The following is a 22,442-nucleotide window of genomic DNA, read 5'->3' on the forward strand; positions in this document are numbered from 1 at the left end:
GGGAGAAAAGCTGGTGCATATGGCCCCGCCTGCAGAGGTTATACCTAAGTTGATAAGTGATCTGATTCACTGGGTCAAAACAACTGATACTCATCCTCTCATCAAAAGTTGCGTGTTTCACTATGAGTTCGAATTTATCCATCCGTTTGCTGACGGAAATGGACGTATGGGGCGTATGTGGCAGACGCTTTTATTAAGTCGCTGGAAACCCATCTTTAACTGGTTGCCTGTGGAGACTTTAATCCGCGAACGTCAACAGGAGTATTACACCATATTGGCTGTTGCCGACAAAGCGGCGGATTCTACAGCTTTTGTTGATTTTTGCTCCGCGTGATCCGAGATGCCTTAACTGATCTTATGCAAACCGAACAAGTTCACGAGCAAGTTACCGATCAAGTCGAGCGCCTGATGTCCGCCTTAGGCAGCGAAACGCTGTCCACAAAAGAGCTTTTGGAGCGGCTTGGACTTAAGCACCGTCCAACGTTCAGCAACAATTATTTGCGCCCCGCGTTGGAACTTGGCTTGATTGAGATGACTGTTCCTGACAAGCCAAACAGCAGCAAGCAGCAGTGTCGGGCTGTAAAACGAAATAGTGACTAATAAATTTGCTCCTTCGGCAGTACTTATCTCGAAGTTTGCTGCATTTTCAAAACCAAATCGGTGATAGTAGGCAGGATTTCCGAAGATAATAATGGCCTTATATCCCATAGTTTGAGCTATCTTTTTTGCATGTGCATTCAGAGCTGATCCAATTCCTTGGTTGGAGATTCAGATTTAGAGGGTGAGTGGCGATGTGAGCAGCCTTGGCCATTCAAATATGAGATTTATGAGAGCGAGCATTTGATAAGCCAGGAGTGGTGGGGAGGATATGTGCGTCATAACGTTATAAGTCATAGAGTGTTTGATCACGACAACAACGAAATTGGTTCTCTGGCGTAATATTAAACTTATGCGAACACTTCGGGCAAGTCACCTGGAGTGTTCCTTTATTTATGGGCACCCGCATCTTGCCCTTGCATTTCTCGCATTCTTTGCCCCGATGATCGACTAGCTGTAGAATCCGCTGTTGATCAAAACCGACAACTAATTCGTCCCCGATTAGAAAAGAAGGAACTCCGTTAACGTTTCTGCGGATTAACTCCGCGCGGGCTTACTCATCACAGTTGATATCCTTTTCTACAAAATGAATCTTATGCTGCGAAAGAAACTTCTTCGCTGTAAAACAATGCGGTCAAGTTTGTGTGGTGAACATGATGACGTTCTTCATAGAAACATACTCCTTTCCCATATGCGTATGCACAGCATAGCACTGGCTATCGTCCCTGTGCGAAATGTATGCCAGGCGAGTAGCCAAATGGAATTTGTAAGCGAAGTTTCGACAAGGAAATCAGCAACTTCTTCATAGTCTAATGATAACGAAAGGCCCAAGGAAATTCTTGATTTTTCTCTAAAACAAAACAAACCCGGATGTATTAACCTTTTGTCTTCAACAGGTGCTTATACTATTATCGGAAAATGATCCATCTGGGGTATTGGGTATGGAAGCAATGCTCAGATGGAAAAACGCTTTATTTTAAAGGAGGAAAAGAACCTGAAACCCATCGTCTTTATCGATACCGAAATTGAACCGAAAAGTGGAAAAATACTTGATATCGGCGGTGTCAAGGGCGTTGGCAGTTCATTTCACTCCAATTCCTACCGGTGGCGGGAAGTCCATGGGGGGACCAGTGCCTGACACCAACTTATCAACTTATTGTTTAGTTTGTGAAAACTCGGGTTCGACAGTCTGTGAGATCAAGGGAAGTAGTATGATCCCCTTATAGTAGACACAATTAACTAGGACCATACTCGGCGTGAAGGTTCCTGAACGAGGGCATACTGAACGTAATGGTCGTTATAAGCAATCAATACGACATAGAGAAACGCTCACTGTATTATTGGGCGGAGATGTACTCCAGGCAGATGCGAGAAGGGATGGCCTACAAGGAACTGGCGAAGGCGGTCACGATTAACATTTTAGATTTTAGCTATTTGAAACAGACGAAGAACTACCATAGTGTATTTCATCTTTACGAAGACGAAGAGAGATTCCAACTTACGGAAGCCTTAGAAATGCACTTCATGGAATTGCCTAAATTGGTCTCGAAGTGGCGACGAAGAGAGGTTAGCCCTTGGGAGAATGTTTTAGTTCGATGGTTATTGCTTCTGGAGGGTTCGGAAAATCAGGAAATTTTAAAAACACTGGAGGAGATTGCAATGCAAGATCCCGTTTTGCATCAGGCCATGGCTGCGTGGGAGAAATCAAGTGATGATCCTATTGTGAGAGAAGAGTACTTTGCGAGACGCAAGGCAGTTTTAGATGAGATGGCGGCCGTCAGAGAAGCCGAACTCCGGTTGAGGGAAGCAATCCAGAAGGGAAAGGGAGAAGGAAGGGCAGAAGTTGCGAAGAGTCTTTTGGACTTGGGAATGGAGATTTCAAAGGTAGCTAAAGTAACATGTATGACGGTAGACGAAGTTAAAGTGCTAAAAGATTGAAAAGATTGAGACTACTGATCGAAGGAGGGGTCTGCTCCCCATAGGGGGGCCTAGGAGCACCGGTGCTGTCGAATCAGAAAAAGCTATCCCCTACACTATGGAAGTGTGGGGCGATTTTTTGTCCAATGCCGAGGGCATCTCTTTAGGCTTTGAAGTTGAGTCTGTTGACAATATGATTGAGGTAATAAAAGAAAAAGGACTCGAAGTAGAAAGTGGGCCTTTCCAACCTAATCCTCATATTAAGTTTTTTTATGTTAAAGATCCCAACGGTGTTAGTATACAATTTGTCGAAAATATGTAATTCTGATCAAGCATGAAGCATCTTCTATTGAAGGTGCTTTTTTCAAGAATAAAGTCAAAATCCAAAGGTTTGCTATCAAAAATCATCGTTACCACCGTCCTCAAGGTTATTATACCGGTAATTACCAAAAGATAACAACCTTTAATTAAATATTAACAGTGCCTAATTTAGACAGTTGTTGGATATTAAGGTCAATAAGTTCACAAACAAAGAGAAAACAGTCTCCTAAACGGACTTCCATAGTGCCTCAAGTTCCTCCAACGTATTTTATCGGGGGAAGCAAGTTGCAAGAGGTGCTCGACAAATTGATCAAATCAAGTGATAGATACTTACAACCGACCGAGACTGGCCTGTACTAGTAAGCGCATGCTAACCCAGTAATTCTGTTCTGAACGGGAGGGGGCGTTCTGAATTTGCATGCAGCAGTCCTGCTCGGAGAGCCACCAATCGCACCCTAGCTTACCACGCTCCAAGTTTTTAGTTATCTCCGCAATGATCTCCGTGCCCCAGCATTTATGTTGAGTGTAGGCTATGACTCGATCAGCCAGGGCTTGGTATGAGGAATGATGAAAGGTCTGGTTATCTTGATCATATTCCAGGTCAAGGATGGGAATGATCCCTGTCAGGTCGCGAGAAATTCCAGCCAGCAACTCTTTTTCCTCGTTGGATGAACCAATATACAGGTAATAAAGTTTAGCTGTACGCTTGATACCAGACTGGCGCAGGATTCGACCCAGTCTTTGGATTCGTTGTCGGGTGCTATTGGTGGAGGAGGCGATGATCCCGATGTCGGTTGAAGGTACATTTAAACCTTCATCAAGGGCGCGGCAACTTACGAGAATGCGAATTTGCGAGTCGTAGTATTTACGCAGGATTTCTTTGCGACTCCACTCGTCCATTTCGGAATGATAACGCCCCACTTGTCCAGGAAACAGGGACTCTAACTCGTCATAAATTGTGTTTGCCACGACAATTCTTTCACAAAAGACCAAGATCTTTGAACTGAGCGGAAGCTGAGTCACAAGATAACTGACACAGGTTATCCGGGATTCTGCCCTGTAGACCAAATCTTTGCGCCGGGTGGCTAGCATGAGTACTGAACGGGCAAGACTCGCTATGTTCTCATCCTCAGAGCTTTGCGCCAATTGCTCTAGGCTGGCAAAATACCTCAGTCTGGTTAAGCCTTGCAGGAAAGGACAACGATACATGAGAATTTCTCGGACTTGAGTTAGTTGTTCACTTAAATCCAGATATTGGCGCTCTTCGTCTGGCGTGAATTTCAGCCTTAAGTTAAAGATCGCAAAGGAACTGATTATATTCGCATTCAAGGCCTCGACAAAGCTGTATTTATAGATCTCCGGTCCCAAAGCGGGAAGCAGAGTTTCGTTAAAGGTTGCGGTTTCCGGGGTGGCGGATAAACCTAGGGCATAGTAATGTGTGACAGGATCTTGGCTCGGGATTTGGGCAATAAATGAAAATATGCGCGAATTTTCTGGGCTGCAATAGTGATGGCATTCATCAGCGATCAACAATATTGAGCTACCCTGATGATAGTCATCCAGTAAATGCTGTGCTAAGGTGGTACGGGCTGAGTTCACTACATAAACCATATACTTGCGAGACGTTGGGTCTTTATGAACCCCAGAGTATACGCCTATGTCCTCCCTGGAAACAGCGAGATCGGCTTGAAGACTTTTAACCCATTGATTGGCCAGAAAAACCTTGGGTACGACAATTTTGATTTTCAAAGCAGGCGCTTGTTCCTTAAGTAATATATATTCCAGCCTGGCGATGGCTCCCAAGGCTAGGATTGTTTTGCCTGCCCCGGTCACGACATTCACAACCCCTTTACCCTGATTGCCAAACCAGATATCCAGGCATTCTTTCTGCCAGGCAAATAATGGTTTTTTCACTTGACTATAGACGTTTGACGTGGAGTTGGCCACCTCTTCGGAAGTTTGCTTATGGAAATAAGGCATACTTTCTCTCCCTTGTCTTCCTCGTGGTTGAATATATATAATGTATGTTATGCTATTAGTATGACATTATTGGATTATTGAGGCAAGTGGGGAAGGAAAACTCTGTTTTGTGTCGAACTCTAGCAAAAAAACGAATTAGAAAAAGGAGCATTAACCAATGACGGATTATGAGGACCTATATAAACAAATGTTGAGCGTTGAAAAAGAGCTTAAGGATAAGATCAACAGTCAGCAAAAACTATTTAAGAGCTTAAGCAAAAATATGGAGAAGGGGGATCTTAAGAGCTGGACTAGGGATCTGGCATCCATGCGTGCTTACCTGAAAGAACAGGAAACCTTGATGGAAGAGATGCAGAAGCAGGTTGACGACTTCGGGATTCGCAACTATGTGGAAAATGGCGACTTTGTGGAACAATTACTGGCTCATTGCGATCGGCTCGAGGTGGACGTTAAAGGAGATTATCCCACTTATGAGATGTTTCCTTTCCGGGTCAGGATCGATGCCGAAAATCTGGACTTGTATCTTGATCGAAAACGTGTCCAATGCCTGCGCCCTTTGTCCTTTGTGCAAGAGGTGAAGGCCAGCAGGGATAAACTGTTAAAGGTGACCTTTGATCCCAAAGGCTTTGTCAAAGAGCTTGCCGCTGCCTATGATTTAATGCTATTAAAGCAAAATCAGGGCAAAACACTCACTTCAACGGTAGGAGATATTTACTTAAAGACACTTTACACCCTTTTAACCCCTATGCGTCGCTTCCGTAAAGATTATGACCTGCAGAGTTTCGCTTTTGATTTGGCACGACTTTATGTTGCTGACCTACGGACCTGTGAGGATGGCCGGCAGTTTCAATTTGGACCCAGTCGCAATATCAACAAGGCTATCCGTATCTTAGATCAGGATGGCCGGGAGCATTATTTGGCGACCATTCGTTTTTTCGGAACATCAGAAGTATCGTTACAGGAATCCAGATAATCTTCGTGAAAATTAGCAGACATTTAGAGCGGAAACCATCTGAGAGTGAAAACGGTCTACGAAGCCATTCGAGGCTTGAAATAGCACATGCACTCTAACCTCGAACATCTTGCCTCGAACATCGATTTGGTAGGAGGTAATAGCCTTGGAAAATGATATAAAATCAGCCCTAGCCTGCTTAAGGAAGGGACAGGCTCCAGGTAATCGCGCAATCTTGAAGGAAATATCGGTAGGCAGCGAGTTTATTATGGATTTTTGGAAGGAAAAATATCTGGCGAACTATCTGGCTAGCGGAGGCAGCAAGATGAAGTTCGTGACTGGTCGCACTGGGAGCGGAAAGACACATTTCCTAGAAATATTGGCGATGGAAGCAGAAAACATGGGCTATATCTCGGTAAGCCTCTCAGCACGTAAACTCTGGATCCATGATTTTAAGGAAATCTATACAGCAATATTGCACCAGGTCAATTTACTGGAACGCTTACAACGTTGCAGCCACGAGGTTATCCGGCAGCTGGGGCATGATCCCAAGCTGATCCCTGAAGATATTAGCTTTGCGGATTACTTATCCAGCCAGGGATTGCTGGATCCGTTGACCAAGCGGGAGATTAGGCAACAGTTGGAAAAGCTCTTTCTAGCCAACCCTCTGATTGACAATAATTTTGCCCTCGCCTGTGCCATGTTGACCGGTGGAATTTTGGGACACCCCACGTTGGAGGAGGCCAACCGCAAGCTGTTGATGTTATGGCTGGAAGGAAGTCGAGAAGCCAAATTGTCTTCCCTACGCCGCCTGGGTTTGTCACCGAGTAAAATCACCAAATATAATGCTAGGCACATGCTGCGTTCTCTAGTTGAGGTTTGCTGTCTTGCTGGATTCAAGGGTCTAGTGATATCAATTGATAATATGGAAGTATTGGTGGGCGCAGATAGTTCTGAAACCATTCGCTATTCCCGATTGAAAAGGGAAGACGCCTATGAAAGTATCCGTGAATTGATTGATGAAATAGATACCTTAAAACATACTATGTTCGTTTTTTCGTTTGATCGCAGTCTGATCGACGATGAGGTTAGGGGTTTGAAGTCTTATCAGGCGTTATGGATGCGCATACAAAATGAAATCGAAGGAAAACGTTTTAATCGTTTCGCCGACATTGTGGATTTGGATCGTCTGATTGATGAGGTCTATACTCCAGAGAATATCCTTAAAATGTCGACCCGTCTGGCTCAGGTCATAAACCGCTTCGATACTGGGGCTACTCCTCTAAGCTTGAACACAGCGGAAGAACTCCACGCCCGGTCTCGGTTTGGCAAAGTTTCGTTGCCTAGGAAAGTAGCCCTAACAACTTTGCAGGAAGGAGCAGAATAATGGATTTTGAAGCGCAAAGAGTTATTGAAGCCTTGCGTTCGGGAGTGTCTTCTCGGGCAGTGGGACACTACTTCTCCTCAGCCCGTCCAGAATTAATGGGGTTGATCTCCCGCAAGTTAGACCAAGTCAGAGACACCGGAGAATCCACTGGTATGGTTGTTTCTGGCAAGTACGGAGAGGGTAAAACCCACCTTTTGAATACGGTGTTTAACCTAGCCCATAGTAACAATATGGTCGTCAGTCTAGTTTCCCTAAGTAAGGAGACTCCGTTTGACAAACTTTATCTAGCCTATCAGAAACTTGTTAGCAGTACGTACTTGCCTGGACGCCTGCAACCTGGATTTCAGCATGTCATGCAAGATATTACCCCGAATAATCCAAGCGCTCTAGATCTGACCTCCTTTACCAGTAAGCACTTAGAGACGGACAAGTTGTTTTACGTTTTGCGATCCTTTCTTCATGTGGATGATCCTGATGAAAAATACCTGCTCATGTCGGATCTGGAGGGGGATTTTATCAATAATGCCCTCTTGCGTCAGATCTACAAACGGATTTTTGCTCAAACAGTTAAGTATTCCGTATCTTTTAGTAAAACTCGTCACAGTATGGATTACTTTAGATTGTTAAGTCACCTCTTTAAATTACTGGGTTACAATGGATGGGTTATCCTGTTTGATGAGACTGAATTGATCGGTCGCTTGGGTAAAAAAGCCCGCCTCAACGCCTATAATAATATGGCCTCGTTCTTGTTCCCTGAGAAATATTCGCGGCTCGAATCCACCTTTACCCTATTCGCGTTGGGTGCCTCGTATCAAGAGGATGTCATAGAATCCAAACATGAGTTTGAAAACCTAGCCACGACGTATGTGGATCGCGCCCAAAGAGAGCCCATTGAAAAGGTACTCAACGCAATTATTTCCGCACCCCAGCTTCAACCGCTGAACCAGGATGAAATCTTGGCTGTTCTTAAACAGGTCCAGGATTTTCACGGCCAAGCCTATGACTGGCGACCTAAACTTGATGTAAGGGAAGTGCTTAAAGCCTCGGAGAATCGGGGCTACCTGTTAAGGACCAGGATCCGTGCTGCAGTCGAAGTGCTTGATCAGCTTTATCAGTACGGTCAAGCCGGGACTATTCAAATTAATGCCCTCGGAGAGCCAGAATATCAAGAGGAGGAATTGCCTTCTCTGGAGAGTTGTATTATCGATGAAGAATAACTTTAGAATTCTACTAAGCTTTTCAAGCACATTATCGGGCACTGCTCCTTGACCGCCTAAAGTTACCACCTTTTTGTCGGACAAGGTATCCAGATAGTCCGATTTAATTTCCTTCGGAATTTTATCAGGCTCGACCAATACAATAGGGACAAAGTCGATCCAGCGAAGATTGAGCCTGCTAAAGCATCAGGAAAATCTGTTCCTTTGGCTACAAATAGATTCGGGCTACTATCGCCAAAGAGAGCTTGAGCGATTTTTGCAGCAGTCTCATACCGGTTTAATCCTCCATAGCATCTTAAACTGGCATTAGGAAACATATCGCGTAGTTTTCCCTCAACCATTGGGCTGACTACTCCCTCTCTCTCAACAATTGTAATCTGAGTCGGTTGGAGCTGATTTAAATAAGCAAGACTTTCATCCGGAATCTCATTTGCTTCCACTAAGACCATAGGGATCCCGAACATCGCCAAATAAGGTGATATGGCCAAGGAATCCGGAAAATTTTCTCCTGTGGCAATGATCACTTCTCCTCCGGTTTTTATCCCCCTTCCTTATAACATTACATCTAAAACCTGCCGAAATATGGCTCGAAATTGGCAAAGTACAAGGAATAAAAGCCAACAATCTGAGCATGGAACGATTATTAATTCCATGTTCACCGGGAGAATATTAGAAGAAAAAGTTATAAACCAGTATCGTGGAATTATCCCTCAAATAACTGGCTCGGCCTGGATAACGGGTACGCATCAATTCTTTATCCAAGATAAAGATCCATATCCTCAAGGGTTTGAAATAATCTAATCGGAAGAGGATGTAAAGAAAATATTGGGCGAAAATTTAGTCAGGGTATTTAAAGAAGTATGGGTATGACGGTAAAACTAATTGATGGAGACCTCATGTAATATAAGAGTACAAAAATGGGCTGTTGCTCTACGAACTATGAAGTTCGCTTTGCAACAGCCCCTTATTGTACTCTTAACAGAGTGAAAAAATGTTTATACTTATTTTTCAAATATCGTACCCTTTTTGAATTTAGAATCTTTAAATGCATACTTCATCAGAAGAATATAGGCAATACCTGCTACAACAACGCCGATAATCCATGCCAGCTCCACTTTTGTAAAGGCGGCGGCGGCTCCGATAAGTAAGGCAAGCACCGCGGCTGGATTATATCCGGCAAAAGGACCGTCTTCCTTGTACAAATCTGCAACGTTTACTTTTTGCTTTCTTAATATATAATATTCGATTAATAAAATAGAAACAATCGGGCCTAAAAATGCGGAATAGATGAGAATGAACATACCAAGACCCTTTGCCGAAGAATCCTGTACAAGCACCCAAGGGAATGAGCCTAAGGCTAGCAGTCCGGTTATGGTAACAGCAACTTTATACTTTAATTTAGTGATCAGGGTAATAACATAGGTCGGCGGAATAATATTAGCAACCATGTTTACTGCAATGGCACCCATAACAATAAATGCGGATACAAAGACTGTAATATAAGAATTATCGACTACGATTGCAAACGCCTTCACAGGATTGGAGATGCCGGTTGTGGAAGCAAGCATTGCGCCGATTGCAAGTACGAAGCCGTAAGCTATTAGAATTGGCAAAAAGTACAAAAACCCGCGTTTTGTGTCGCTAAGACCAGATTTTAGCTCTCTTGAATAGTCGGCTGCGCTTAAAAAGATAGCTGCATAATTTCCCATAAACATCATTATGAAGGCAAAGAACGGCAAGCCCCATGTGCCGCTTGCATGAACCCATTTTTCTGCTATCACAGCGCTATGGGATGTTAGAAGAACGCCAAATACATAGACAAGCGCTAGCATAATAACAATCGATGTAAGTGATTCTACCCATTTAATGGCATGGAAGCCGTACAGCGAAAGCCCAATTTGCACCAGCTGAAGCCCTACAAAGCAAAGAAAAACATTATCAAATGCGCCGCCCGTAGCGATTTTCGCAATCTCATTTAAGGCAGTACCGCCAATCCAGCTTTGAAAACCGTACCAAACGATGGCGGGGATACCGCGCAAAAGTGATGATATGATGGAGCCTTTCACCCCAAAGGACATTCTGAGCTGTACAACATAGGGTATTCCTGTTCTGTAACCGAGCCTGTCATTTAACGCAAAAATAGCTGAAATGATACCAATTGCTATGATCGCTGCGGCAAAGGTCTGAAACATGTTTAGCGTTGCGATACCGGCCACAACCAAACTAGCTCCAAGGGTCATATTGCCTAAATTAACGCCGTCTCCAATCCACATAAACGCATAGTCTATCGGACCTACCGTCCTACCCGCTTCGGTTTTCGGATTTAGTGATTCATCCACACCCGTATCATGTTGGATCTGCGTCGTTTTTGTACCGACACTTTCTGAATTTGTAGACATCGTACACCCAACTCCTTCTCTTTCATTGTTTGCCGTATTTCTGGATTATCTATCGGTTACAAATTAGGTCTTAGATGTCTGCCAATAGGCTTCGAAACAATCCTTCCATCTTTAAAAACAGTTGTTCCCCTGAGAATTGTTTGTGTTACTGTCCCGCGGAAGCTGTCACCAACATAAGGGCTTACTTTGTGCTTATAGAAAAGAGCCTCTGCCTGTAATGTAAATTCCTTTGCCAAGTCTACCAGTGCAAAGTCCCCATCATAACCAACAGCAAGTTTTCCCTTCCCTTGAATTCTAAAGATCTCATTAACATTTTGCGACGTCAATTTTGCGATATCCACAAGCGGAACCTTTCTTCCATGGTAGGCATGAGTAAGCATAGCCGGAAGGGTTGTTTGACAAGCTGAGATTCCACCCCAAACCTTTAAAAATTCCCCATCTTTCAGCTTTGGGTCGCAGGGCGAATGGTCTGAGGAAACAAAGGCGATCTCGCCGTTATAAAGTTTTGCCCACATTTTTGTTTGGTTTTCAGTATCACGAATCGGAGGTGAGCATTTGGCCACTGTTCCCATCCGTCCTACATCGTCATCCGTAAGAATTAGATAATGCCCAATGGTTTCACAGCAGACGTCAACCCCTCGGCTTCTTGCCTGTGTAACAAGCTCGACCGCCTTCGCGGTGCTGATATGAGCGATAATTAATTTACAGCCTGTCTCCTCAGCAAGAGAAATCATCCGCGAGACATTTTCTATTTCCGTAATTGGCGGGCGCGCGGCAAAATAATCCCGGACGGTTGTTTTGTTATTGGAAAGCGCGATGGACGTCAAATCTCTTGTGATTTCATTATTCTCACAATGCACCATCAGCGGCAAGCCAAGCTTTGCTAATTTTCCCATGCCAACCAGAGCTGTATAATCGTCCATTCTTTCAAATTCGTCAATACCGCTATTGCACGAAAATGCTTTAAACCCTATTACGCCGCATTCTGCGAGCTCATCAAGGTTATCTAAATTTTTAGGAGTAAGCCCGCCCCAAAATCCATAATCAACTAAAGAGTCCTTCTGCGCCACAGCAAGCTTGGCCTTAAAGTTTTTGGCATCAAGGGTGCATGGACTGCAATTAAGGGGCATATCAAAGTACGCAACGCCACCGCCTGCTGCCAGAGCACTGCTTCCGGTTGTGATTGTTTCCCAATCTGTTCTTCCCGGGTCATTAAAATGCACATGCCCGTCTGTTGTACCGGGAAATACATAGTTTCCTGTTGCGTCAATGGTTTCTTTGGCATCGCCGGATAGTTCTTCCGCTATTTCTACAATTTTTTCATCACAAACAGCAACATCTGCCTTTTTCACACCATCCGGACCAACGAGAATCCCGTTTCGTATGATGACATCGTAACGATTGCCCATCAGTTATCTCTCCTTATTGCGATTTTTTTACAAGCGTGCCGAATCCTTTTTGACCAACGAGTTGACCATCTTTAGCTACAACTTGACCCCTTACTAAGGTGCAGATGGGTAGACCTTTACCCTTTAGGCCCACAAAGGCTGAAATTTTATTTACATAATATAAGGACTCAGGTGTGATTTCCCATTCCTTTTCTGGATCTAGAATGACAAGGTCTGCATCAAATCCAATCTCAATAGCACCTTTTTTACCGTAGATTTCAAAAGTTTTTGCTGGACCTTCGCTTAAGGATCTCGCCAGTAACGTAGGACTATAGCCTCGCTTTGCTACACCTTCACTAAATAAAACCTGCATAACGTTTTGGAGGCCACTAATACCACCCCAGGCTCCAAAGATTCCATGCTTTTCTTCACTCTTTTCACTTAATTCACAAGGAGAATGGTCAGAACCAACACAACATAGGGTTCCATTGTTTACATACTCCCACATCTCTTCGACTGCAGCCGCTTCTCTTAAGGGAGGTGCACATTTGAACAGACTTCCATTCTTTATGACATCTTCATCTGTAAAAGTAAGGTAGTGACCACAAGTTTCAGCAGTTACATCGACACCCTCCAACTGAGCGTCTCTGATAATTTTTGCAACTCTTGGATGGCTTACATGACATATATGAACTTTGGCATCGAGCTCTTTTGCTAGGTCAAGTATGTTTTGGGTAGCAATCAATTCAGCGATAACAGGTCTTGTATTAAGGAAATCCTGCCAATCGTTGGTTTCTTTTCTCTTAGCTCTTGCTTCTTCCCATTTAATGATAGAATAATCTTCGCAATGGAAACCTGCGCGGGCATTACAATCCTTTAAGATTTCCAAAGCCTCTTTAGCCTGTCCTATTGTTAATGACACATAATCAGGAGAAACAGGTCCAATAAACGATTTAAAAGCAACGCATCCTTTTTTATCCAATTCTTTTAATTTGTCCAAATTATAGTCTACCAGACCACCCCAAAAACAATAATCCACATAAGCGTTTGGAGAAACAGATTCTACTTTCTTATCGAAAATCTGAGCATCTGTCAAGGCGGGTTCATTTTGAAGAGGCATATCGACTAGAGTTGTGCAACCTCCAACTCCTGCGGCTGCTGTACCATGAGCATAGTCTTCTCTCCACAAGTAACCAGGATCATTTAGATGTGCATGGCTATCAATTGCTCCAGGAAATACATAATTTCCTTTGGCATCTATGATTGCTTCTACTTCTACCGGAGTTCCAGGTTCAACGATCGCTGCGATTTTTCCATCATTCACACAAATGGATGCCTCGAAAATCCTGTCTCTTGTTACAACCTTACCGTTTTTAATAACTAGATTAAACACATTCATGCCCTCGCTCTCTACATATAATGGCAACCTAAAGTTACTCAAGTTTAGCTCCTCGATTGTGGGATAATGACTAAGTTACACCATCATTATTCATCCTTGGAGTTACACCACCTCAGCTTTTTTTGATGTAATGGAGGTCTACGCTAAGAATATAGTGAAAATTTGTATTTTTCACTATCTATCTGTGCTAGAAATAAAGCAGGATTATTATCCGCAGTTGCCAAAGACAGATACAGCAAAATACTGAAAAATATAAATATAGATATAAAGCTTTTTAGAACAATACTTAACTTTCTGCAAAATTCTATAAGAAGTAATTTATGAGGTATTTTTAATTATTAATTTAAGGAATTAGGTAACGTGGGGTAGGAGTGGTAATAATGATTAACAAAGAACGTCTGTATAATCGTTTATTAGAATTGGGAGCAATTGGCAAACAAGAAGAAGGTGGAATTACTCGTCATTCATTCACTGCAGAAGACCGAGCAGCTAAAGAATTAGTCGCATCTTTCATGAATGAAGCGGGTTTGACTGTCAGAGAAGATTCAGTTGGAAATCTCATTGGTCGTAAGGAAGGACGCAATCCAGAAGCTCCTGTCGTTCTTACGGGTTCGCATATCGACACAGTTTGTAATGGGGGAATCTTCGATGGAGCACTAGGAATTATCGGAGGAATCGAAGTTCTACAAACCCTAAATGAACAAGCAATAGACGTCGAACATCCTATAGAGGTGTATGCTTTTAATGATGAAGAAGGCTGCCGTTTTAGCTTTAGTATGTTCGGAAGTCGTGGAGTTATCGGGGATCTCCAACAAAAAGATCTTGAGATGAAAGATAAAGATGGGGTTTCAGTCGCAGAAGTAATGAAGGCGCAGGGTTTTGACCCAGATAAAGTCAGTGAAGCTATACGCACTAAAGAATCTCTAAAAGTATTTATTGAACTTCATATAGAACAAGGTAAAGTCCTGGAAAGTAATAATTTATCTGTGGGTATCGTGAGCGGGATTGTTAATGAGCTCTGGCTTAAATGTACCGTCACAGGAGAAGCGGGACATGCGGGGGCTACTCCGATGAATCTGCGCAATGATGCTCTAGTAGCTGCTGCTGAGATGGTTCAAATGATTGAACGGGAAGCCAAAAAGAATGGTACGACGGTTGCCACAGTCGGTAGGCTGAAGGTTTTACCTGGCGGAATCAACATTATTCCAGGAACTGTGGAATTTACGTTAGATCTTCGGGATATTTCTCAGGATGTGAGTGACCAAGTTGAGAAGGAAATCTTTAAAGAATTTGGAAGAATCTGCGAAGAGAGGGGCGTCGAGCTCCATACGGAGATTTTACAACGCATACCTCCAGCTCCTTGTTCTGAAGAGTTTCAACGGGCAGCACAAGGAGCGTTTCATCAAATGGGCCTTAAGCCCTTCACACTTCCTAGTGGTGCTGGTCATGATGCGATGCAAATGATCAATATCTGCCCGATTGGAATGATTTTTGTTCGGTCAAAAAATGGAATTAGTCATAATCCAGCCGAATGGAGTTCTCTAGAGGATTGTGTTGACGGTGTAAACGTTTTATACCATAACCTTCTTGACTTGGCAGTTCAAGTATAAGAAAAAAACCAACTCCCTGGTGGTTCAGGAGTTGAGGTTATGTGCGTCGTTGAGGTTTAATTGTATTAATGATCCTTGGGAATAATTAGAGAGCGCAGAGAGATTTCATCGAGATCTTTCTGCGCTTCTGTTCATATAGAAAGGATGTAAAAAGGGATCTTTAAGCACACTAGGCTTAAAGATCAAGTGAGAAACTATCTAAACGGTATTGATTAAGTTTAAATGTGAAATAATGTTATAGCTTTAGTTCAAAAGTAACTCCGAGATCTCTTATTTGAACATCTCCATCATAAAGTGGAGCACTCGATTCATCCGAAGTTTGTTTTCGAGTGGCGAGAATATAAGCAAAATGAGGTTCTAAGGGCAATATTGTCCCATGCCAAACGCCGCGATGAAGTACGAAACACATATTTCGCTCCCAAAGAAACGCACGGACTGAATCAAGGGCTGGTAAGGATTTAGGGTCATTTGGGTCGGTTGCAGGAGCTACCGTGATAATAGCCTGTCCACCAGTCATCATAAAGAATCCTTGGGTTACCTTAAGGTGACGCTCTAAACCGGTGAATGTGAATTCTTTTCGATCAAGGAGGGCATAGACAAATTCAGCTTCTCCATCATCTACCTCAAAGGGCATACGATCTGTAAAAATTGGTGGAGTCGTTTTAAAAGGTGGTATCCCTGGGTTTGGGCATAAAAGGTGGCCAAAAGGACTAAACGCCTCTTTTGTTAAGGATTCTACTTTAAGCAGACGATTCATCGAAGTTCATCTCTCCTTTAAGGAATTTTCGTTATACTAACCAGAAAAGTAAAACGTTCATATCAGAGCAACTAAGGCCAGCGCTTGGCGCTAGCCAAGTTTTCTATATGATATGTAAAGTAGTTCTCTTTTCCTTCGTTTCCTCCTTTAGCTATATAGGATAAATAATTTTGGGTATGATAGGGGGAATCTTGACTTATAGCAGATAAAAGAGTAGAAACATGATAAGATTAAGGCTGCCTCTTTATCCAATGTGGATAAAGGTAATCAATTCAAGATGGCGAACATTATGAACATAAGCCAAAATTACAATAGATCTGTCATTTAAGAAAGGGGATATAACAATGGGTTATCCAAATGATTTATTATCGACTCGGGCAATTATTCAACATGGACGATATGCGTTAATTCCTCCGGAAGGACGAGTTAGGAATGTTCTTCCAAATCTCCAACAATGCAATGTCAGCATCATTGCTTCTCCTCATTATGGCCCCCAGTTTTCAATGTATACAGTCGAAGTACTTCCTGGTGGCGGTACCGTTAAACCTTTTCAAGAAGAAGGCATCGAAACCTTTATTTACTGTATGAATGGCCAAGGAAAAGTTACAGTCCAAGGAGAAGAGTATTCTGTCGATGAAAGTGGCTACGTTTTTGCTCCGGAATCTTTGGACGTAAGTCTCAAGAACGAGTCTGATGGACCTTGGAAGCTGCTTCTTTACAAACAACGTTACCGTGCTGTGGACGGTCATGAAGCTAGAATTGTGGTTGCTAGACTCAATGATATGCCAGATGAAGCTTACGATGGCATGGATAATGTCCGGATTAAGAATTTGCTGCCAAGTGATTTAGGCTTTGATGTAAACTTCCATACCTTGAGCTTTTATCCGGGAGGTTGCCATCCGTTTATTGAGACCCATGTCCAAGAACATGGACTCTATCTTCTGGAAGGTGAAGGAGTTTATCTCATCGACGATCGTTGGATTCCTGTGAAGAAAGAAGACTTTATCTGGTTTGGTCCTTATGTTCCTCAAGCTTGCTATGGAGTTGGGCGCACACCGTTTACTTATATCTATACAAAAGACTGTAACCGAGATATTAAGCTCTAATTGCGTTCTCATTAAATCTCAAGGTACAAGGATAAGGGTATTTATTTAGATTTAAACAAACGCTAAATCTGTTTTTGAGGTGGTAACAGTGGAGATTACAGTCAAAAGTTTATTGCAAATCGGTCCCTTGAAAACGTCTCAAGTGGTTGCGGGATACCAAAAGCTTGATAATGTAGTCAAAGGTGTTACCATCATCGAAGCTCCTGATATTGTAAATTGGCTCTCGGGTGGAGAACTTCTCTTAACCAGTTTGTACGCTGGTCCTGGCGAGGGACAAAATTATCGCGAATTTATTCAATTGCTATCCCAAAAAGAAGTCAGTGCTCTTGCCGTTAAAATACGGCGCTTCGTTCAAACTATTCCGCAAGAGGTCATCGATGCGGCCAATGAGTTTGGTTTGCCGCTTATCGAATTGGAAGGAAATATCCGGTTTGTAGATATTATGTATCCTGTGATGGAGCAGCTGTTTAATTCTCAAGTCGTTAAGTTGAAATACTATAAAGATATCCAGGAACGCTTTACCACATTAGCATTACAATGTGAAGGGCTGGAAGCTATTATTCGAACGCTAGAAGAGTTAGTAGGCAATCCAGTCGCAGTGTATGATAAGAATTTCAAATGCCTTAAAGCAACAGACCCTCGGATAGAGAGGTTCAAGGAGCCTCAAGAACGTGAGCTACGCGAAAACTTGAATGAAAAGTTTTCCTATTATCGGCAGAAAGTAAATTACCCCGCTCTAGGAGATGATCTCGTTCCGCAAGTCGTTGTGCAAATTAAAGCCTTGAGTCAGGTTAAGGCTTTTTTAACGATAGCCGAATTGAACAAGCCTCTAGAAGAAATGGATTTCATCTGTTTGGAAAATGCTGCCACGGTCGTCACGTTGGATAGTGTCAAGCGATTTGCGGTCAGCGAAGTCGAACAAAGATTTAAAAATGATCTCATAGAACAGATCTTGAACGGTGAGATGAGTTCTGCTAATGTTTTAGAACGGGCTAACTTTATGGAATGGGATCTTAATCGTCCCTATCAAATTGTTGTCTTTGATCTTCAAAATTTAGATGCTCACTTGTTGGAAAATCGTAATCAGAATAAGATGGCCCTCCAGGGTTTGAAATCGGAAATCACCTCGATCATCTCGAGTGCTATAAGGAACCATACTAAGGATTTTATTATCGGCAATAAAGTAGATACCGTGGTTGTTCTTTGGCCTGTAACAGAGAAGGATGGGAGCCTATTACAAAAGATCAAAGGTGTGGGTAAGGAAGTTCAGCAACAGATTAAGAAGCGAATGAAAAAGATTTCGATTCAAGTGGGAATCGGAGATGAAGCACTGTGTATTCAGGATATACCACGAAGCTATAAGGAAGCACAGGATGCTTTGACCTATGGAGCAATGCTCCACAAGGAGAGTTCAATCGTGGGATTTTCTGAACTGGGAGTTTTCCGAGTTCTATGTAAATTCGCGGAAGGAAATTCACTTGAGGAATTCCTTCCTAAATCTTTGCTCAAAATACTCAACTATGATCAGGAAAACAATGCAGAACTGCTCTATACCTTACAAGTGTTTCTCGAATGCAATGGAAATGCCAGCAAGGCGGCTAAAGAACTATTCATTCATTATAAAACGATATTGTACCGCTTAGATAGAATTAAAGAAGTGACACAATTGGATTTAGAAGATAATAAGAACCGCCTTGAATTGGAGATGGGCTTAAAGATGCTGCATCTATTGAATAATTGAATTAAAAAGATGAGTGGCAATGAACGGCATTTCAAACAAAAAGCACCCTCTCTTAATTAAAGAAAGGGTGCTTTTCAGAAAAAACATCTAACATCTTAAATCATACTCTCTATTAAACCTCGGGTTAGCTCTATGGTTTTTAGGTGTCCAATGAATTTTCTTAACTATTTGATAACAGGAAGTTACAATCACCGTAGCACATGCCAGTAAATAAACCATAGTCATAAACATTCCAATCCAAGTTATGATACATATTACTCCTTTTTTCATACTAATTTATAATGGTATATCTTTATTTATTATATCAAGAAAGTACCAAAAGGATTGGGTTTAACCGGCTATGAAAGCAGACAAACCGCTTCCCTTTCAGGCGGGGAGGCCCAACGAGTTGTTTTGGCTGGTGTTTTAGCCCTCAACGCTCCACTCTTGATTCTGGATCAGCCGACCGCCGAACTGGATCCCCAGGGCCGCTATGAGCTTTATAAGCGGCTGGGTCAGTTAAATACTACTCGTATACATGTAACCACCTCACATTATCTTATTCCGAGGTGGAAGAGTGTGAGATTTAATTTGATGTCGGATGCAACAGTAAAAGAGTATTTTGATCTGTACAGTGTGAAAATTTGCAGATATCGATTCCCAATTCGTGATGAAATAAGTAAAGCACTATTTAATCAAAGTGAATATTATAAATATGCCTTAAGGCAGTATTATAGATACTGTATATGTAACTCCATTTATAGAATCAGGATGTCTTCCTGTGATTCTACTTGAAAATACTGTACCTTGGCAGAAAGATATTTTAGACAGGCTGCATAGGATAAATTTCTTATATGAAAATAGAGAATTTGCTTATGAACTTAACATTCTGATTGAGTTTACCCAAGTTTGGCTCAATATTGTAACAAATATGAAAGATATATTACAGAGAACGTATAAGCCATCTGAAACCAACCAGAACCGACTTAAGACATTTTTAAGCTTTATTCAGCAGAATTATATGAATAAAATCAGTCTGGAAGACATTGCATCGTCTGCTAATGTGAGCAGAGGAGAATGTTGCCGATTTTTTAGAAATACGATTCAAGTTTCTCCTATTGAATACTTGATTTCTTATCGAATCAACAAAAGTTTGTATTTATTGGAGAATTCTGATATGACAGTCAGTCAAATTTCGGATTATGGGATTTGGCGTTAGCTATTATATTGAACGCTTCCGAAAGCAAATAGGTGTTCCTCCAAAGGAGTTTCAAAAGAATTTAAGAAATCCGTAAATAAAATCATATAATGGACGAAACTGCTTGCCTCCCCCGACAGTGTAGGAATATTCAGGAAACATGTTCAATTCTAGGTGAAAGTAATTTATGCCAATTACTTAACAATACGCAAACAGGCGTGTCGATGCGAAAGTTGTTTGAGAATAAATTTATAATCATTTTGTCTATTATACGTTCCGAAGTTAGGCCGTAAAAAGCTCAAGCCCCGAATGAGAGCTTGAGCGACAATTAGGAAGATAACTTTGAATAATTATGGTAAAGCCAACCGTGGGGATTGGCGAGATTGTATTGCAGTTCTTGGTATTCATCCAGTAATCGGTCTAACTTCTGACTAAGCTCTATGACATCTGGATGAGTAAAGGATTTACGCTTGTTGGTTAATTGAACAAGTTTCTCTCTCGTTACTTCAATTAACATATTTAAATGCGAGATTTGATATTCCACAATAGACTAGCCAACTTCCTTTTCCTGAATTAACGCCTCGGATTTCTATTTTACACTAAGGAATTACGTCATATCAATAGGAAACTTTGTCGATTTATGATTTTTTATTAAGTATTCAACCGCATTATTCCAATAGCGATTGCAAAAATCTCTAACCAATTCTTATCCTCAACTAAGAGGTTGCCTCTCAAGCCATTAAGTGTCGTCTGTAAACACTCATAGCCTTTGACCAACAAAACTAATGGAGTCAACACAGTTGTGAGGAAAAGATGGATTAGGAGTGACGGGTATACGTTCATTATGCCTTCAATAAACGCAGTAGCGCTAAGTTTCAGGCACGTCGGCATGCGGAGACGTTAACTGACATCACGCAAAAGGAGATAAAAAGTGGAAGCAGAATTAAAAGTCCTTAAAAAAGAAGATTTTCCGATACTTCAGGCATTATTGGTAAGATGTTCTGATTATCTTATTTTCCAGGATGAGGAACCTATAAAATCGACCGCTGCCCAAGACTTATTTAATTATAGACCTGAGGGGGTTGAGGATAAGGAGAAAGTTTTGTTAGGCATTTTTGTTGATGGACAGGAACAACTAGTAGGCGTTTTTGAGTTGATTAAGGGTTACCCAGTTCCCAATACATTAACTTTAGCATTAATGGTACTTGAACTTTTCAGTCGAGGGAAAGGAATTGGTAGTAAGGCATATGAAGCCTTAGAAGAGTGGGCTATTAGTCGACAACTCAATCGAGTTCGTTTAGGTGTTTTATTTGGTAACGAGAAAGGGCTGAAATTCTGGAAAAGTATGGGCTATTCTGAGACTGGAGAGATTAAGCCATACTTATCTAAAAAGTTTATGGTTCTTGAGAAAAACATTGGGGGCTATGTCAGATAATAGAGAGTTGCAAGTGCCATTGTTTAAAAGAAGAATAATGAATGAATCATAATTTAGGGGTGATTAGCGATTATGGAAAAGAGAATGCTCTATGAAATTGAAACTAGGGCTTATTTTAATAGCCAAGAAGAGGCATTCAACACCTTACCTTTTTTGTATGATTGCTTGAACAAGAAAGTAGAATTTGAAACAAGGATGTATGGAGTTGAGTTGTTTAACTCTGGTAATAGTGGCGTCGATGCTGAGGTTTATAATGAGGAGTACAAAAGCATTTCGGGTGAGCCGGAGGAAGTAAGAAAGAAAGAAAGAAAGAAAGAAAGAAAGAAAGAAAGAAAAGGTTGGAGCATGATAATATAAACGACTTGAAGGATGGGCTGAAACAAAGGTTTGATGAGATCCTAGAGACAATATAACAGCAGGGATTCACTACTTGAAGAGTTTGATGATGAAATATTTAATGCGTTGGTTGAGAAGATAGAAATTCTTACACCAACGCATTTTGTTTTTGAGTATGAAATAGGCGGATTAGCAAAGTAACCCGCCCCTTCCCGAACCGTACAAGCGACTTGTCACCGCATACGGCTCTCCATATTCCAATTGAGTTATCGTCGTTTCAGCTGATTAAACTGGAACCTGTCAGCTTCGACATTAGCAAAGCAGTGTGCGCAAAGGGGTATCTGACGCCTGTTGATGGCCAGCATGATCGTGGCAATCGGTGAGTAGGGCTTGTCGAGCTTCTTCTTCGTTTTCCTGTGATACATGCTGACATGGGACTGCTGATTACCGCAGATGTAGCAGGCATGGGCAAGCGGGTCCATCAAGCTGAACTTGGGCAGGAAAAGAAACGATTTAACTGCCAACTTGATTTTGGCGAAGAAGTTCTTTTGTCTCGAAAAAGATTTGTATAGTGCCAGACTGACTGAGCAGGCTTTACCTTTGGCATTTGTGTAATTGATCATGAGAGCTTTGCTGTATCGAGCGAACACTTTCTTTATGCTGATGTCGAATTTGCGAGCCAGCGTTTTAGCTATTGAAAACTTTACGATGTATTGGATGCGC

At 42.0% G+C, this 22,442-nt stretch carries 23 protein-coding genes and 3 pseudogenes; 17 read left to right on the forward strand and 9 right to left on the reverse strand.

Going from position 1 to position 22,442, the window contains the following annotated elements; translation table 11 throughout:
- The 3 genes and pseudogenes from JL57_RS34820 to JL57_RS34830 form a co-directional block, all read left to right on the forward strand.
- Nucleotides 1-334: Fic family protein (locus tag JL57_RS34820; RefSeq protein WP_291300255.1), on the forward strand; the 334-nt coding region annotated here is incomplete at its 5' end.
- 74 nt (nt 335-408) lie between these two features.
- On the forward strand, nt 409-600 hold the full coding sequence (locus tag JL57_RS36500) for a Fic family protein (RefSeq protein ID WP_366557051.1): 192 nt from the start codon (nt 409-411) through the stop codon (nt 598-600).
- 159 nt (nt 601-759) lie between these two features.
- A pseudogene (locus tag JL57_RS34830) lies at nt 760-924 on the forward strand (vancomycin resistance protein); the annotation flags it as partial.
- Here JL57_RS34830 and JL57_RS34835 read toward each other — a convergent pair.
- A pseudogene (locus JL57_RS34835) lies at nt 884-1,267 on the reverse strand (glutaredoxin domain-containing protein). The pseudogenes JL57_RS34830 and JL57_RS34835 sit on opposite strands and share 41 nt — an antisense overlap.
- A 288-nt stretch (nt 1,268-1,555) precedes the next feature.
- Between JL57_RS34835 and JL57_RS18645 the strand changes: the two are divergent.
- The 3 genes and pseudogenes from JL57_RS18645 to JL57_RS18655 all read left to right on the forward strand — a co-directional run bounded on the left by JL57_RS18645 (nt 1,556) and on the right by JL57_RS18655 (nt 2,836).
- Nucleotides 1,556-1,735 (forward strand): hypothetical protein, encoded by a 180-nt coding sequence (locus JL57_RS18645; RefSeq protein WP_034143482.1) that lies wholly within the window; start codon nt 1,556-1,558, stop codon nt 1,733-1,735.
- A gap of 131 nt (nt 1,736-1,866) precedes the next feature.
- A pseudogene (locus JL57_RS18650) lies at nt 1,867-2,535 on the forward strand (Rpn family recombination-promoting nuclease/putative transposase); the annotation flags it as partial.
- A gap of 118 nt (nt 2,536-2,653) precedes the next feature.
- Nucleotides 2,654-2,836 (forward strand): VOC family protein, encoded by a 183-nt coding sequence (locus JL57_RS18655; RefSeq protein ID WP_366557050.1) that lies wholly within the window; start codon nt 2,654-2,656, stop codon nt 2,834-2,836.
- Nucleotides 2,837-3,165: 329 nt separating this feature from the next.
- On the opposite strand, the gene JL57_RS18660 is transcribed toward JL57_RS18655, so the two are convergent.
- Nucleotides 3,166-4,815, reverse strand: a complete 1,650-nt coding sequence (locus JL57_RS18660) for a DEAD/DEAH box helicase (RefSeq protein WP_291300257.1) — start codon at nt 4,813-4,815, stop codon at nt 3,166-3,168.
- A gap of 157 nt (nt 4,816-4,972) precedes the next feature.
- On the opposite strand from JL57_RS18660, the gene JL57_RS18665 reads away from it, so the two are divergent.
- The 3 genes from JL57_RS18665 to JL57_RS18675 all read left to right on the forward strand — a co-directional run bounded on the left by JL57_RS18665 (nt 4,973) and on the right by JL57_RS18675 (nt 8,371).
- Nucleotides 4,973-5,788 carry a hypothetical protein gene (locus JL57_RS18665; protein ID WP_034143484.1) on the forward strand — a complete coding sequence of 272 codons (816 nt, stop codon included), beginning with the start codon at nt 4,973-4,975 and terminating at the stop codon, nt 5,786-5,788.
- Nucleotides 5,789-5,933: 145 nt separating this feature from the next.
- A complete protein-coding gene (locus JL57_RS18670; RefSeq protein ID WP_045691791.1) occupies nt 5,934-7,154 on the forward strand; it encodes a BREX system ATP-binding domain-containing protein in 1,221 nt (406 codons plus the stop codon).
- Complete coding sequence (locus JL57_RS18675; protein WP_291300258.1) at nt 7,154-8,371, forward strand: BREX system ATP-binding domain-containing protein; 1,218 nt, start codon at nt 7,154-7,156, stop codon at nt 8,369-8,371. Before JL57_RS18670 ends, JL57_RS18675 begins: the two co-directional genes overlap by 1 nt.
- A gap of 62 nt (nt 8,372-8,433) precedes the next feature.
- Here JL57_RS18675 and JL57_RS18680 read toward each other — a convergent pair whose 3' ends face one another.
- Nucleotides 8,434-8,895: a cell wall-binding repeat-containing protein gene (locus JL57_RS18680; protein ID WP_034143486.1), complete on the reverse strand. Its 462-nt coding sequence runs from the start codon at nt 8,893-8,895 to the stop codon at nt 8,434-8,436.
- Between the two features lie 58 nt (nt 8,896-8,953).
- Here JL57_RS18680 and JL57_RS36505 point away from each other — a divergent pair, with 58 nt between their 5' ends.
- Nucleotides 8,954-9,172, forward strand: coding sequence for a proline racemase family protein (locus JL57_RS36505; RefSeq protein WP_366557052.1), 219 nt, complete (start codon nt 8,954-8,956; stop codon nt 9,170-9,172).
- Nucleotides 9,173-9,372: 200 nt separating this feature from the next.
- Here the strand turns inward: JL57_RS36505 and JL57_RS18690 are convergent, their stop codons facing one another.
- Genes JL57_RS18690 through allB (JL57_RS18700) form a run of 3 tightly spaced genes read right to left on the reverse strand, consistent with a single transcriptional unit; the run spans nt 9,373 to nt 13,551 of the window.
- Nucleotides 9,373-10,770 (reverse strand): NCS1 family transporter, encoded by a 1,398-nt coding sequence (locus tag JL57_RS18690; RefSeq protein ID WP_034143488.1) that lies wholly within the window; start codon nt 10,768-10,770, stop codon nt 9,373-9,375.
- A 56-nt stretch (nt 10,771-10,826) separates the two neighbouring features.
- Nucleotides 10,827-12,179, reverse strand: a complete 1,353-nt coding sequence (gene allB, locus JL57_RS18695) for an allantoinase AllB (RefSeq protein WP_034143489.1) — start codon at nt 12,177-12,179, stop codon at nt 10,827-10,829.
- A 13-nt stretch (nt 12,180-12,192) separates the two neighbouring features.
- Nucleotides 12,193-13,551, reverse strand: coding sequence for an allantoinase AllB (gene allB, locus JL57_RS18700; protein ID WP_034143504.1), 1,359 nt, complete (start codon nt 13,549-13,551; stop codon nt 12,193-12,195).
- Nucleotides 13,552-13,937: 386 nt separating this feature from the next.
- Here allB (JL57_RS18700) and JL57_RS18705 point away from each other — a divergent pair, with 386 nt between their 5' ends.
- Nucleotides 13,938-15,167 carry a Zn-dependent hydrolase gene (locus tag JL57_RS18705; protein WP_034143490.1) on the forward strand — a complete coding sequence of 410 codons (1,230 nt, stop codon included), beginning with the start codon at nt 13,938-13,940 and terminating at the stop codon, nt 15,165-15,167.
- A 235-nt stretch (nt 15,168-15,402) separates the two neighbouring features.
- Here JL57_RS18705 and JL57_RS18710 read toward each other — a convergent pair whose 3' ends face one another.
- A complete protein-coding gene (locus JL57_RS18710; RefSeq protein ID WP_034143491.1) occupies nt 15,403-15,924 on the reverse strand; it encodes an ureidoglycolate lyase in 522 nt (173 codons plus the stop codon).
- Between the two features lie 344 nt (nt 15,925-16,268).
- On the opposite strand from JL57_RS18710, the gene allE reads away from it, so the two are divergent.
- From allE to JL57_RS18730, 4 genes are all read left to right on the forward strand, one after another.
- Complete coding sequence (gene allE / locus JL57_RS18715) at nt 16,269-17,030, forward strand: (S)-ureidoglycine aminohydrolase (protein WP_034143492.1); 762 nt, start codon at nt 16,269-16,271, stop codon at nt 17,028-17,030.
- Between the two features lie 88 nt (nt 17,031-17,118).
- Entirely contained in the window at nt 17,119-18,771 is a 1,653-nt protein-coding gene (locus JL57_RS18720) for a PucR family transcriptional regulator (RefSeq protein ID WP_034143493.1), read from the forward strand.
- 324 nt (nt 18,772-19,095) lie between these two features.
- The gene (locus tag JL57_RS36510; protein WP_034143494.1) at nt 19,096-19,545 is read left to right on the forward strand and encodes an ATP-binding cassette domain-containing protein; all 450 of its coding nucleotides are present in this window, start codon (nt 19,096-19,098) and stop codon (nt 19,543-19,545) included.
- On the forward strand, nt 19,532-19,969 hold the full coding sequence (locus tag JL57_RS18730) for an AraC family transcriptional regulator (RefSeq protein WP_034143495.1): 438 nt from the start codon (nt 19,532-19,534) through the stop codon (nt 19,967-19,969). Before JL57_RS36510 ends, JL57_RS18730 begins: the two co-directional genes overlap by 14 nt.
- A gap of 307 nt (nt 19,970-20,276) precedes the next feature.
- Here JL57_RS18730 and JL57_RS18735 read toward each other — a convergent pair whose 3' ends face one another.
- On the reverse strand, nt 20,277-20,465 hold the full coding sequence (locus tag JL57_RS18735; protein WP_291300259.1) for an aspartyl-phosphate phosphatase Spo0E family protein: 189 nt from the start codon (nt 20,463-20,465) through the stop codon (nt 20,277-20,279).
- 414 nt (nt 20,466-20,879) lie between these two features.
- On the opposite strand from JL57_RS18735, the gene JL57_RS18740 reads away from it, so the two are divergent.
- Together JL57_RS18740 and JL57_RS18745 are read left to right on the forward strand one after the other, a co-directional pair.
- On the forward strand, nt 20,880-21,383 hold the full coding sequence (locus tag JL57_RS18740) for a GNAT family N-acetyltransferase (RefSeq protein ID WP_034143497.1): 504 nt from the start codon (nt 20,880-20,882) through the stop codon (nt 21,381-21,383).
- Between the two features lie 72 nt (nt 21,384-21,455).
- On the forward strand, nt 21,456-21,740 hold the full coding sequence (locus JL57_RS18745; protein ID WP_034143498.1) for a hypothetical protein: 285 nt from the start codon (nt 21,456-21,458) through the stop codon (nt 21,738-21,740).
- A gap of 245 nt (nt 21,741-21,985) precedes the next feature.
- Here the strand turns inward: JL57_RS18745 and JL57_RS18750 are convergent.
- Nucleotides 21,986-22,442, reverse strand: a 457-nt coding sequence (locus JL57_RS18750; protein WP_034143499.1) for a group II intron reverse transcriptase/maturase, incomplete at its 5' end; no start/stop codon positions are given.

This window comes from Desulfosporosinus sp. BICA1-9 (assembly GCF_000802135.1).